At 37.7% G+C, this 11,180-nt stretch carries 18 protein-coding genes; 16 read left to right on the forward strand and 2 right to left on the reverse strand.

All coding sequences use genetic code 11. The features are described 5' to 3' along the window. Positions 1-924, forward strand: a complete 924-nt coding sequence (locus tag IPP32_18040) for an SDR family oxidoreductase (GenBank protein ID MBL0049988.1) — start codon at positions 1-3, stop codon at positions 922-924. A gap of 52 nt (positions 925-976) precedes the next feature. On the opposite strand, the gene IPP32_18045 is transcribed toward IPP32_18040, so the two are convergent. Both IPP32_18045 and IPP32_18050 read right to left on the reverse strand, forming a co-directional pair. Continuing rightward, a complete protein-coding gene (locus IPP32_18045; protein ID MBL0049989.1) occupies positions 977-1,831 on the reverse strand; it encodes a DUF2911 domain-containing protein in 855 nt (284 codons plus the stop codon). 29 nt (positions 1,832-1,860) lie between these two features. Then, a complete protein-coding gene (locus IPP32_18050; protein MBL0049990.1) occupies positions 1,861-2,235 on the reverse strand; it encodes a RidA family protein in 375 nt (124 codons plus the stop codon). A gap of 120 nt (positions 2,236-2,355) precedes the next feature. Between IPP32_18050 and IPP32_18055 the strand changes: the two genes are divergently transcribed. The 15 genes from IPP32_18055 to IPP32_18125 all read left to right on the forward strand — a co-directional run bounded on the left by IPP32_18055 (position 2,356) and on the right by IPP32_18125 (position 10,553). Beyond that, positions 2,356-3,576: a glycosyltransferase gene (locus IPP32_18055; protein MBL0049991.1), complete on the forward strand. Its 1,221-nt coding sequence runs from the start codon at positions 2,356-2,358 to the stop codon at positions 3,574-3,576. A gap of 2 nt (positions 3,577-3,578) precedes the next feature. Continuing rightward, complete coding sequence (locus IPP32_18060) at positions 3,579-4,454, forward strand: hypothetical protein (GenBank protein ID MBL0049992.1); 876 nt, start codon at positions 3,579-3,581, stop codon at positions 4,452-4,454. Next, on the forward strand, positions 4,451-4,837 hold the full coding sequence (locus IPP32_18065; GenBank protein MBL0049993.1) for a hypothetical protein: 387 nt from the start codon (positions 4,451-4,453) through the stop codon (positions 4,835-4,837). The genes IPP32_18060 and IPP32_18065 overlap by 4 nt, the downstream gene beginning before the upstream one ends. Further along, positions 4,834-5,517 (forward strand): methyltransferase domain-containing protein, encoded by a 684-nt coding sequence (locus tag IPP32_18070; protein MBL0049994.1) that lies wholly within the window; start codon positions 4,834-4,836, stop codon positions 5,515-5,517. Before IPP32_18065 ends, IPP32_18070 begins: the two co-directional genes overlap by 4 nt. A 2-nt stretch (positions 5,518-5,519) precedes the next feature. After that, complete coding sequence (locus tag IPP32_18075) at positions 5,520-6,080, forward strand: hypothetical protein (protein ID MBL0049995.1); 561 nt, start codon at positions 5,520-5,522, stop codon at positions 6,078-6,080. Then, complete coding sequence (locus IPP32_18080) at positions 6,068-6,547, forward strand: hypothetical protein (GenBank protein MBL0049996.1); 480 nt, start codon at positions 6,068-6,070, stop codon at positions 6,545-6,547. The genes IPP32_18075 and IPP32_18080 overlap by 13 nt, the downstream gene beginning before the upstream one ends. 83 nt (positions 6,548-6,630) lie before the next feature. After that, positions 6,631-6,870, forward strand: a complete 240-nt coding sequence (gene rpmB, locus IPP32_18085) for a 50S ribosomal protein L28 (GenBank protein ID MBL0049997.1) — start codon at positions 6,631-6,633, stop codon at positions 6,868-6,870. A gap of 184 nt (positions 6,871-7,054) precedes the next feature. Next, on the forward strand, positions 7,055-7,378 hold the full coding sequence (locus IPP32_18090; GenBank protein ID MBL0049998.1) for a hypothetical protein: 324 nt from the start codon (positions 7,055-7,057) through the stop codon (positions 7,376-7,378). Continuing rightward, positions 7,345-7,680 (forward strand): aminopeptidase P N-terminal domain-containing protein, encoded by a 336-nt coding sequence (locus tag IPP32_18095; protein ID MBL0049999.1) that lies wholly within the window; start codon positions 7,345-7,347, stop codon positions 7,678-7,680. Before IPP32_18090 ends, IPP32_18095 begins: the two co-directional genes overlap by 34 nt. An 8-nt stretch (positions 7,681-7,688) precedes the next feature. After that, the gene (locus IPP32_18100; GenBank protein ID MBL0050000.1) at positions 7,689-7,928 is read left to right on the forward strand and encodes a M24 family metallopeptidase; all 240 of its coding nucleotides are present in this window, start codon (positions 7,689-7,691) and stop codon (positions 7,926-7,928) included. Between the two features lie 3 nt (positions 7,929-7,931). After that, positions 7,932-8,138 carry a M24 family metallopeptidase gene (locus IPP32_18105; protein ID MBL0050001.1) on the forward strand — a complete coding sequence of 69 codons (207 nt, stop codon included), beginning with the start codon at positions 7,932-7,934 and terminating at the stop codon, positions 8,136-8,138. Continuing rightward, positions 8,083-8,331 carry a M24 family metallopeptidase gene (locus IPP32_18110; GenBank protein MBL0050002.1) on the forward strand — a complete coding sequence of 83 codons (249 nt, stop codon included), beginning with the start codon at positions 8,083-8,085 and terminating at the stop codon, positions 8,329-8,331. The genes IPP32_18105 and IPP32_18110 overlap by 56 nt, the downstream gene beginning before the upstream one ends. A 752-nt stretch (positions 8,332-9,083) precedes the next feature. After that, positions 9,084-9,440, forward strand: coding sequence for a hypothetical protein (locus tag IPP32_18115; GenBank protein ID MBL0050003.1), 357 nt, complete (start codon positions 9,084-9,086; stop codon positions 9,438-9,440). 75 nt (positions 9,441-9,515) lie between these two features. Next, positions 9,516-9,785, forward strand: a complete 270-nt coding sequence (locus IPP32_18120; protein ID MBL0050004.1) for a hypothetical protein — start codon at positions 9,516-9,518, stop codon at positions 9,783-9,785. A 477-nt stretch (positions 9,786-10,262) separates the two neighbouring features. Next, on the forward strand, positions 10,263-10,553 hold the full coding sequence (locus IPP32_18125; GenBank protein MBL0050005.1) for a hypothetical protein: 291 nt from the start codon (positions 10,263-10,265) through the stop codon (positions 10,551-10,553). Positions 10,554-11,180 lie beyond the last annotated feature (627 nt).

An 11,180-nucleotide genomic window follows, 5' to 3' on the forward strand; every position in this document is an offset into this window, starting at 1 on the left:
ATGAAAAAAAGAATATTAATCACCGGCTCAAATGGTTTGCTCGGTCAAAAAATAGTACTTGCCTTACTCGAAAATAAAGAAGTAGAAATCATTGCCACTTCTTTAGGCGAAAACCGTTTGCCACACGAAAATGGGTATACTTACGATATGCTTGATATCACACAACAAAAACAAGTACAAGCAAGTATCGAAAAGTTTCAACCCGATGTGGTAATTAATACCGCTGCGATGACGAATGTGGATGCCTGCGAAACACAAAAAGAAGCGTGCTGGGCGCAAAATGTTAAGGCCGTTGAATACTTTATAAATGCCATTGAATCTAACGCACGTGAGCATCCCGAAAAAAATATTCATTTCATTCACCTCAGTACCGATTTTATTTTTGATGGTGAAAATGGTCCTTACAAAGAAGAAGACCCTGCTAATCCACTCAGCTATTATGCGCTTTCAAAAAATGAATCCGAAAAACTACTTTTCGCAAGTTCAATTCATTGGAGCATTTTACGAACTTGTTTGGTATATGGAATAGTAAACCGTATGAGCCGAAGCAATATTGTGCTATGGGCAAAAGATGCACTCACCAAAGCTTCACCCATTAATGTGGTGGATGATCAGTTTCGTTCTCCAACCCTTGCCGAAGACCTTGCGCAAGGATGTATACTTACAGCATTAAAGGGAAATTCAGGTGTGTATAATATTTCCGGAAAAGACACCATGAGCATTTTGGAACTGGTAAACCGTGTAGCTGACTTTTGGAAACTTAATACTTCTTGTGTTACACCTATTAAATCAAATACCTTAAATCAGGCTGCCAAACGCCCGCCGCGTACCGGCTTTATTTTAGACAAAGCGGTTCGAGAATTAGGATATGCGCCGCATTCCTTTGCCGAAGGTCTCGCAATTTTAGATAAGCAATTGCATTAAAAAAGGGCTTCTTGATTTCTCAGGAAGCCCTTTTTATATTATCATTACGTTACTATTTCATCAATTTTGCATCGGCTATAACTTTCTCACCGCGCTTTACATAATCGTCGTTTTTATCCTCTTTAGCCAAGGCCACAACTTTGGTTGCTGTTTCAATAGCTCCTTTAGCATCCTTCATTTTTAATTGGATTTTTGATTTAAGCAATACTACCCAATATGCTTTATCATCTTGCTCTATAGCCTTATTCACCCATTCAAATGCTTGTTTGATATCCTTATCGTTTTCGAAATAATAGTTTGCTGCTTGAAAATAAGGACGCTTATCAGCAGGAGCCATAGCTGTTTCGATATTCTTCATAATTTTTGAATCAATATCTGTAGTAACAGGAATTGCAACTCGTGTATTCTCCCACTGCAGCTCCACATTCATCGATGTACTGTTAACATTAGTGAAACTAATGGTGAAAGTTTCAACCTTATCAGCCATTTTTGCAGCCTTTACTTTAATTCGAAACAATTCATTCTCAGCCTTGTAGTCGTTTACATTACCACCAAGAGTTAAGTCCTTGTAAAATAATATTTGCCACTCTTCTTTATCGGGTATGGTATAAATGGCATAGGTTCCTGCAGCTAATGCATTTTCCATAATTTTCACATCGTCACCAAAAGTAATTTTGGTAGCTGCATTTGCACCTGTTCTCCACGTTTTTCCAAATGGAACTAAATCTCCAAATACTACTCTTCCTTTGGCACCTGGGCGAGAATAATCAATACTAACATCGGCCAATCCAAAAGCTTGCTTTATGGTTTGATTAGGGCTGGGTGCCGGTGTTTTTAATGCTTGTGCAAAAATTCCCGTACTAAATGCTAGTAGCGCAACTGTTAAAAATGTTCTTGTTTTTTTCATAATTTATTAAGGGGTTTATTGATTAAAATTTAATTCGCAATCATTGATATTTCCACATTCACTTGTTTGGGTAAGCAACTTACCTGAACAGTTTCTCGAGCAGGAAAATCGGCACTAAAATAAGCACCATAAACTTCATTCACTTTTGCAAAATTATTCATATCAAGCAAAAATATGGAGCTTTTTACCACATTCGAAAAGTTCATTCCTGCGGCTTCAAGTATTGCCTGAAGATTCTTCATTACTTGATGTGTTTCGGCAACAATATCTGAATGTATTAAACCTCCGTTTGCCGGATCTAGCGCAATTTGACCGGAAATATAAAGTGTTCCATTTGCCAACACCGCTTGATTATAGGGGCCTATAGGAGCCGGAGCATGAACGGTATTAATAATTTTCTTCATTCCAATTTAAATCTACATTTGGGCACGCAAATTAACTAAAAAGAAAATCGAATTACGATTTTTGTCACAAACTTAATTTTTACTTTGTTTGTATATTCGCAAAATTAAATAATGCAAGAATTGAAAACTTTTTTTCTGCTCACCAATGTCGTCGATTATTCCTTTAAATATACAGAAGTTTTACAATTAGCAAAAAAATATGAAAAAGTAATTCTAATTGACTTCGTTAAAACGGAGATGCAGCTTCCTTCAAATGTTACGGAGTGGACAATGAACTCCGATCAATACAACGGCTGGAAAATATTAGCGCGAAATACGGGACTCTTCTTTTCGGTATTATTTAGCGACCTGTTTTTTAGAAGTTTTAATTGGGCCTATTATAAAAATACACGTAAAAATATTAGCTTTTTACTTAATTGTATGTATCACGCAGAGCAGCTTTCTGCGCGCATTAAGAAAGAAAAAATAAATCCCGATAATTCCATTTTTCTCTCTTTTTGGTTAAACAATTGGTCGATTTCATTGGGGATTTTAAAAAAACAAAATTTTATTCCCGATTATTATGCTCGTGCGCATGGCTTTGATGTTTTCGAATACAGAGTGCCGCAAAGTGGAAGACTTCCTTATCGGAGATTTGAATTACAAACCGTTAAAAAAGTATACTCGGTTTCAAAAAATGGTGAGGCTTACCTCAAAGAAAACTATCCTGAATTCGCTTCCAAAATTTTTTGTAATTACCTTGGTACAGAAAACGGTGGCGAAAGTATTTTTAAACCCGACGAAATTTTTACCCTTGTAAGTTGTGCCAGTACGCGGGGCATTAAGCGCATTTACATGATTCCCGAAATTCTTAAAAGATGCAATTTTCCCGTTCGCTGGATACACTTAGGAGATGAAAATTTAAATTCAAACGACCCGACCGTTCCCATACACATTAAAAATAAAGAAGAATTAAAGCAGTATCCTCTTGTACAATTCGAGTTTAAAGGGCACATGGAAACAGCCGAAATTGTTGACTTTTACAGAAATAACAGTGTAAATATTTTTATCTCGGTGAGCGAAACCGAAGGCTTGCCGGTTTCAATAATGGAAGCTATAAGCTTTGGTATTCCGGTTATTGCTACCGATGTGGGCGGCTGCCGCGAAATTGTTACCGATCAAACCGGTATCCTTATACCGCGCGATTTTAATGTTGAAAATGTCGCCAAGCAATTGGAATCCTTCCGAAAATCAAAACAAAACACTGCCGAATTTAGAAAAGGCGTGCGTGCATTTTGGGCACAATACTTTGAGGTAACTAAAAACTACCAAGAGTTTTTTTCTGAATTCGAAAAAAAATAAGGATGGATAAGAAAGTATTGCTCATTTGCTTTTCTTTTCCTCCCAATAAAGGTATCGGCGGCCGTCGTTGGGCAAAATTTGCGAAACACCTTGCTCAAGAAGGATATGAAGTGAACGTAATTTGCAAGCAAGCAGCTAGCTCCGAACATTCCGAATGGACTCAGGACACACTTTCTCCGAATATTAAGGTTTATCCACTGCCGGCGCGTTATCCCAAAATACTCACAAGCATTCCACATAGTTTTTTTCAAAAAATCGAATACCGATTGTGGTTGCTCATTTTTAAATTATTTTCAAAAGGTACCTCGCCGGAACGAACCTTTTTCTGGAAAAGCCAATTGCTGAAGAAAGCAAGTGACTTGATCCACGAAAAAAAAATCAACAACGTTATTGTTACTATTCCGCCCTTTCGTATTGGATATTATGCCTCCTTTTTAAAAGATACTTTTCCTCAGCTAAACTTAATAGTAGATTATCGCGACCCCTGGACAGACAATAGCACCTTTCATGGATTCATGCACCTTTCCCCTTCACGCAGAAAACATGAATTAAAAATGGAAGTGGATACACTCAATCGTGCGAGTTACGTAATCTCCACAACCGAACAAATGACAAATTGGTTAAAAGCGAAAGTAACTGATTCTCAAAACAAAATTGTTACAATCCCCAATGGCTTTGACGCGGATGAAATTTTAAAAGCAACCAGGCACCCAACACTGCAAATAAAACCTACCGCTTTATTTATGCAGGAACCTTTTACTCCAATTTGGATTATATTCTGGTGCCCTTTTTTAAGCACCCTTAAAAACTGGAGGAAGAGAAAGATTTTTCGTCCCAATTTCAATTTGATTTTTATGGTGAAATGGATCCTTCCATGAAAGCGCACTTTACTGCCTATAACCTAAAATCTGTTCACTTGCATGCACCAGTAGCACTTGCCGAAATTCAACACATTATACAGCAGAGTGATTGCTGCATGCTCTTTGCCGCTCAAGATCATGCCTTTAATTTCAACACCAAATTTTACGAGTATTTAGCGAATCGAAAACCCATAATTATTTTTTCGAAACAAGGTGAAGTGGCTGATTTTCTGCTACAAAACAAGCTGGGTTTTGCTATTGATTTTAATGATTTTGAAGCAAATTTTAAACTGTGTATAGAGCATATAAAAACACAAAATTTTGAATTTAATTCGAATTACGATCTCAGTCGATTCAGCACTCAAGGGCTTACCCAACAATTAATTTCACTCTTGAAATGAAACAAAAACTGATTGCACGCATCGCTCGCATTATTTACCCACAGCACAGTTTTTCGGCTGCCATTTTACGCTTTTTGAGAAATAACACAAATCCTAATCGATTGATTATTGATGCGCCCTGTGGCAACGGTGAAACTACTTTTGGACTGAGCCATTTAAAAAATTCAGAAGTATTTGGTTATGATATATCTGCCACTTCCATTCAAACCGCGAAACGTAATTTTAGTGCACCAAATTTGCATTTCGAAACTTGCGATATATTTTCTGTTTTTGATAAACATCCTCAAATTGATTGCTTTTGCATGATAAACAGCTTGTTTCTTTTACCCAAGCAAAATTTACTTCTGCAAAAAGTACATCAATCCCTTACTGAAAAAGGCTATTTGATATTAATCTTACCGAATATCGATGGGCCTAATTATATTCGATTTAAGAAAGGGAACCCCAACGTTAATACGTTGGAATTGAGGGAAAATGAATTCAAAACATTTTTTGCCTCCCATCATTTTAATTTAGTAAGTACCCAAGGCATTGCGTTTGTGCCGATGTATGGAAGAAAAGATGTTCGGCTATTCTCTATTTTTGCTCCCATTTATTTAAACTTTCTTAATTTTCTCTATTCATTTATACCTGCTAAAAAACCAAATTATTTCTTTCTTGCATTAAATAAGAAGGCTTAAAAATGAGTCCTAAAAAGAATCTTTTGTTCACTTTTGATTACGAGTTGTTTCTTGGCGAAAGAAGTGGCTCGGTTGCAAAGTGCATGATAGAGCCAACGAACAAACTCATTTCTATTTTTGACCGCCATAAAATTCATGCAGCTATTTTTTTTGTAGATACCACCTATTTAATTCGACTCAAAGAAATGTCAAAATCTTCCTTAGCCGCTAAAGAAGATTTTGACAACATCAGCGCTCAATTGCAGTTGTTGATACAAAAAAAGCACTATGTGTTTCCACACATTCATCCACATTGGCTGGATGCTGAGTACAACAAAGGCAGCAATAGCTGGAGTTTGAGCAATATTGCCAAATATCGCTTTCACGCCATTTCGGAAGCCGAGCGCACTTCTCTTTTTGACCAATCGATCAATATTCTGGAAGCAATAATTCAACCCATTCAACCAAATTATGCATTAGATGGCTATCGAGCCGGGGCTGGTGCATTCAGCCTTTTAGTGATTTTTATCCCCATTTTAAAAGACATCATATTAAGTATGATTTCAGTGTGTTGCCGGGCTTAAAAAATTTAAGCAGTGCCCAGTTTTATGATTTTGAAACTGCACCTCAGTTACCGCTGTATACTTTCGAAAATGAGGTAGTGGAACTTCACCCCCATGGGAGTTTCACTCAAATTCCCATTTCGGTTATTCACATTCCTAAAGCCCATCAATTGGCCAATAAATTTTTACTTAAATACTTGTGGAAAACCGGAAATCGCTCCATTGGCGATGGAAATGGTGTGGTGGCTACGTCTAATGATGAAAGCAATCCGCGGATGCTGCCACAAGGCGAAATGGTTTCTTTGGAATTACTCAATAGCATTAAACTTCCACTCTATTATAAGTATTTAAAATCAAGCAAAATCATGCATTTTATCTCCCATCCAAAAATGCTATCGAAACACAATTTAAAAAAACTGGAGCAATTCCTTATAAATGCCCGTCAACAGTATGTCTTGGAGTGCGATTTTAGAAAGATGCAAGAATAATTATTGCTGGATTTTGATTTTTACAATAAATTTTACGTTATTTGCACTCCGTTTTAAAAACAGACTAATTAAACAACAAGAAAATGTCACGTATCTGCGATTTAACAGGCAAAAAAGCTATAGTAGGAAACAAAGTTTCTTTCTCTAATAAAAAGACAAAAGAAAATTTAATCCCGAATTTGGTGGTTAAAAAATTCTTTGTTCCCGAAGATGGTTCTTGGGTTACTTTAAAAGTATCTACCTCTGCACTTCGCAACATTCACAAAAAAGGGATTTCTGCAGTGATGAAAACTGCACGTGAAAAAGGGCATTTAAGCAAATAAGCTGAGGCCATTATAACCTATTAAGCGCTGTTACTTTGTAGCAGCGCTTTTTTTTTATCCCCGCTATACTGTAAGTTTGTGTTATGGAAATAAGTTAAGGAGTTGTACATCCATTCACAGGATAAACATTTCAAAACTATTTTCAAAATTAGATTTAGCGTCAAACATAATTTTTCATCTCCACATGATTCCTTTAAAATTAAAACTAAATATAGTTTTGCTGTTGATTTTTCACTGGGCTAGCGGACAAAACAATTCTTCCAACACCGCAATAAAAGTAATTACCGATACGATACCGATTTGCTCACCAAAGAATTCCATGCCGGACGTCGAGCGGCCCTGCGTGAGGAATTACCGCCGAATGCCTTGGCTGTGTTTTTTCAAATCGGTGCGTAACCGTTCTGGCGATACCGATTTTGAGTTTCATCAAGACCCTAATTTTATTACCTCAGCGGGCACACAGAGCCAAATTCAATTCTCCTTGTTTTTTCAGAAATGCAGGAGTTGAATGGCCAAAATTTTAATGAAATCTTGTTTTTGGAAGAGCGCACCTCCTCGAAAGAATTGTGGACCGGCCGCATACTGGGAACAAGTGAAGCCAAGAAAATACTTGGAATTCAAATGATTTTAAAAAATACTGAATTTCAAAACTTTCAACTTTCGTTGGATAAATTAGAAGCTATTTATATGGCTCCTTTGCTAGCAGTGGATGCCGAAGAAGGCGCAACGATTGACTTGCTCAGTATGCAAACCGTTTCACCACCATGTTGGCCGAATCGGGTAAAAGTAATATACATAGCGGCGCACTAAATACCATTATGAGCAAATTGCGTGAAGTGAAGCAAGCCGAAGAAATAGCATTGATGCGCAAAGCCATCAACATTTCTTGCAAGGCACATCTCGAATTAATGAAAGCGTTGGACAGCGGAATGAACGAATACCAAGCACAAGCTATTTTGGAATATGTGTTTAAAAACGAAGGTGCTGAAGCGCGGATACCCTTCCATTGTGGGAAGTGGCGAAAACAGTTGCATTTTGCATTACAGCAGCAATCGTAAAAAATGAAGGAGCAAGAGCTTTTGCTTATCGATGCCGGTGCCGAATACCATGGCTATACAGCCGACATTACGCGTACCCTTCCGGTGGATGGTAGTTTTAGTGCCGATGAAAAAGCAATTTATGAGTTAGTACTTGCAGCACAGGAAGCTGGAATTGCAGCCTGTCGGGCAGGGAAACAGCTTTTATGCAACGCACGCAGCCGCTACTAAAGTTATTCAAGCTGGTCTGCATGCCCTTGGAATAACTAAAAACGAAAGCGAATACCGCAGCTACTTCATGCATGGCACCTCACATTTCTTGGGCTTGGATGCGCATGACCCAAACACACGCGCCTTGCTGCAAGCCGGCAATGTAATCACTGTAGAACCCGGAATATATCCCCGAAGGTTCACCCTGCGATAAAAAATGGTGGAACATTGGCATCCGCATCGAAGACGATATCCTAATTACCAGCGGTGATCCCGAAAATCTATCAGGTTCCCTTCCTCGCGCTGCCGCTGAAATTGAACAGTTAATGAAAGAACAGGGATTTTTTGAACAAAGGCGGTGATGTGTTGATTAGCCGATTAGCCGATTAAATATTCTGATACTATTGAAACATCTTGTCATCCTGGCGGAGTCGAAGGGGGATTAGATAGAATGTCATACTGAGCGGAGTCGAAGGGTGATTAGCCAATTAAATGCTTTGCTATATTGAAACATCTTGTCATCCTGAGCGGAGTCGAAGGATGATTAGCTGATGTGTTGATTAGCCGATTAGCTGATGTGTTGATAAGCCGATTTGCCGATTTCTTGATAGTTGATTTCTTGATTATCTGGTTTAATATTGATAGTCTGGCTGAGCGGTGTAGAAGGGGGATGCAGATTAACGAATTTTTGTATCCCCCGCTGGCGGGGGCAGGGGGTGGATTGGAACGCTGATTTTTAAGATGATTATGATTTTTCAGGATTTGCTTTTGAATAGTTAAAGCATGAGAATTTTTGAGAAAGCTGCTTCGGAAATTTTTATATCCCCCGCCGGCGGGGGCAGGGGTGGAGTTGGAACCTGATTTTTAGAAAGCTTATTATTTTGAGAAGGATTTGGTTGAATGCTGAAATTGAAGAAAGCATTATTGATGGAATTAACTATAATTTTTTATTGTTACATTTAATCTATGAAAACCCGTTTATTCCTTCTCTTTATTTGTCTCATTCCATCAGCCACCTCTAATGCTCAAAACTGGCAATGGGCAAAACGTGCAGGAAGCGTTTCTGTTGAAAACATTTCAAGTGTTTGTACAGACAATATCGGAAATGTCTATGTTTTAGGGCAGTTCAGTACAAATAATCCATGGGCTCCGTATATGTTATTCGATACTGATACGGTTTATAATATTGGTGTAAATCAAATTTTTGTCGCAAAATACTCAAGTAGTGGCTCAATCTTATGGACACGTAGCCTCGGCGGAAGTAATCCAAATCAAGGAGGTTCAAATTGTGCAAATTGCGAATATTCTTATGGCTTGAAATAGACACTTTTACTAGTTCCATCATTATAACAGGGCAACTTTGGGGGGCGCTACTTTTGAAATGTAACCTTAAACGGAATGGGTACACTTTTCGTTACCAAAATTGATTTTAGTGGAACATTCTTATGGTCAAAAACCTATGGAAATATTGGGGTCTCGGCTTCCGCTTCTGTTTCCTGTAACCTAACAGGTGATATCTATTTGTCAGGATATACTAATAATTTACTTTATATCGACAGTGTCAGTATTACTGCTGGCTTCTTTTGGGCTAAATTAGACCAAGATGGAAATGCTGTTTGGGCAAAGAATATTGGGAAAATGCAGGATCAGGAAAACTCTTTTTGCTAATAACTCAATTTACTCTCTATTTGGAACAACAAATGATACAGTTTGGATTGATAGCTCAATTTATATTTCAACTTCTACAAAAAATATGCTTTTGCTAAATTTGATAATTTTGGAAATATTCTTTGGTATAAACCAGTAAAAGCCAAAAAATTACTTGTTTTGCAACATTAGATGTTGACTCGTCTGGTAATTTTTTTGTGCAGGAACTTTTAAGGATAGCCTTAACTTCGGAACAATTTCACTCACTAACCTAATTATGATATGTTTATTGCAAATATAACTCTTTAGGTAATCTCATATGGGTAAAACAATCAGGTTCTACCAACGATGTTACTAGTGGTGCTATCTCAACTGCATTAGACAGTAGTACATATATAGGGGAAGCTTTTCTGGCGCATTGACTCTTGATTCTTTTTCCATTAACTCATCAGCCCAAATGAAATATTCGTTACAAGATATGACTCCTTAGGTCATTGTATGGGAATAACGCAAGTGCCAAATGCTGTAGGTGTCAAAATATCTGTCGGTCCAAACGGAGGTTTCTATTTAGGCTCAGAATTTTACTACAACATAACAATTGCAAATTCATCATTCATCACATTTGGAGCAGGCGATATCTTCATCGCCAAACACGACGCCATCACCGGAATTCCCGATCCACGTCGAAGTACAAACAACCAACTCTTCATCCACGCCAACCCCAACGAAGGCAAATGCAATATTACCGTACCCGATGAATTTTTGCATGAGAAAAACACTGGTACTTAGCATTTACAACAGCTCAGCAAACTCATCCAACAAAAAACCTAGAGATGAATGAAGGTAAAAATAAAACTCAGTTTGGAAGCAGAAGCCAAAGGCTTGTATAATGCGGTGCTAAGCAATGGGACTAAGAGTTATAGTGGGAAGATTGTATTTGAATGATTAGCTGATGTGTTGATTAGCTAATTAGCCGATTAAATATTCTGATAATATTGAAACACCTTGTCATCCTGAGCGGAGTCGAAGGATGATTAACTGATGTGTTGATCAGCCTCGCAAATATTCTGATAATATTGAAACACTTTGTCCTCTGAGCGGAGTCGAAGGGGATTCTGAATAAAGTTTTAAGAAAGGCGATCATTTTAAATTTATATATTTTTATTTAACAAAACCCAGCTAATTCTTCCGGGTTTGTGCGTTTCCATGTGCTTATTTTAAAAGCCTCTATCTGTTAGGATTGGAATGAAGGTAAACTATTAACTTGTGCAAAATCTTGATGGTGTTGCTGAAGGAAAATCGATTCGGCAAAAATGTATAAAAACACTCAAGTCAAGATTTGCGTGAAGAAGTTGAATTCCATACCTGAAAACCGCTCAGTTGCTAATTTTCGATCGTAAATATTCAAGCGAAGGG

This window comes from Bacteroidota bacterium (assembly GCA_016721765.1).
Lineage (GTDB): Bacteria > Bacteroidota > Bacteroidia > UBA4408 > UBA4408 > UBA4408.

Coding starts and splice junctions, on each gene's coding strand:
- IPP32_18065 (MBL0049993.1), top strand. CDS start 4,451: ATGAAAGCGCACTTTACTGCCTATAACCTAAAATCTGTTCACTTGCAT.
- IPP32_18050 (MBL0049990.1), bottom strand. CDS start 2,235: ATGAAGAAAATTATTAATACCGTTCATGCTCCGGCTCCTATAGGCCCC.
- IPP32_18100 (MBL0050000.1), top strand. CDS start 7,689: ATGAGCAAATTGCGTGAAGTGAAGCAAGCCGAAGAAATAGCATTGATG.
- IPP32_18040 (MBL0049988.1), top strand. CDS start 1: ATGAAAAAAAGAATATTAATCACCGGCTCAAATGGTTTGCTCGGTCAA.
- IPP32_18060 (MBL0049992.1), top strand. CDS start 3,579: ATGGATAAGAAAGTATTGCTCATTTGCTTTTCTTTTCCTCCCAATAAA.
- IPP32_18075 (MBL0049995.1), top strand. CDS start 5,520: ATGAGTCCTAAAAAGAATCTTTTGTTCACTTTTGATTACGAGTTGTTT.
- IPP32_18120 (MBL0050004.1), top strand. CDS start 9,516: ATGGGTACACTTTTCGTTACCAAAATTGATTTTAGTGGAACATTCTTA.
- IPP32_18090 (MBL0049998.1), top strand. CDS start 7,055: ATGATTCCTTTAAAATTAAAACTAAATATAGTTTTGCTGTTGATTTTT.
- IPP32_18105 (MBL0050001.1), top strand. CDS start 7,932: ATGAAGGAGCAAGAGCTTTTGCTTATCGATGCCGGTGCCGAATACCAT.
- IPP32_18070 (MBL0049994.1), top strand. CDS start 4,834: ATGAAACAAAAACTGATTGCACGCATCGCTCGCATTATTTACCCACAG.
- IPP32_18115 (MBL0050003.1), top strand. CDS start 9,084: ATGAAAACCCGTTTATTCCTTCTCTTTATTTGTCTCATTCCATCAGCC.
- IPP32_18045 (MBL0049989.1), bottom strand. CDS start 1,831: ATGAAAAAAACAAGAACATTTTTAACAGTTGCGCTACTAGCATTTAGT.
- IPP32_18125 (MBL0050005.1), top strand. CDS start 10,263: ATGGGAATAACGCAAGTGCCAAATGCTGTAGGTGTCAAAATATCTGTC.
- rpmB (MBL0049997.1), top strand. CDS start 6,631: ATGTCACGTATCTGCGATTTAACAGGCAAAAAAGCTATAGTAGGAAAC.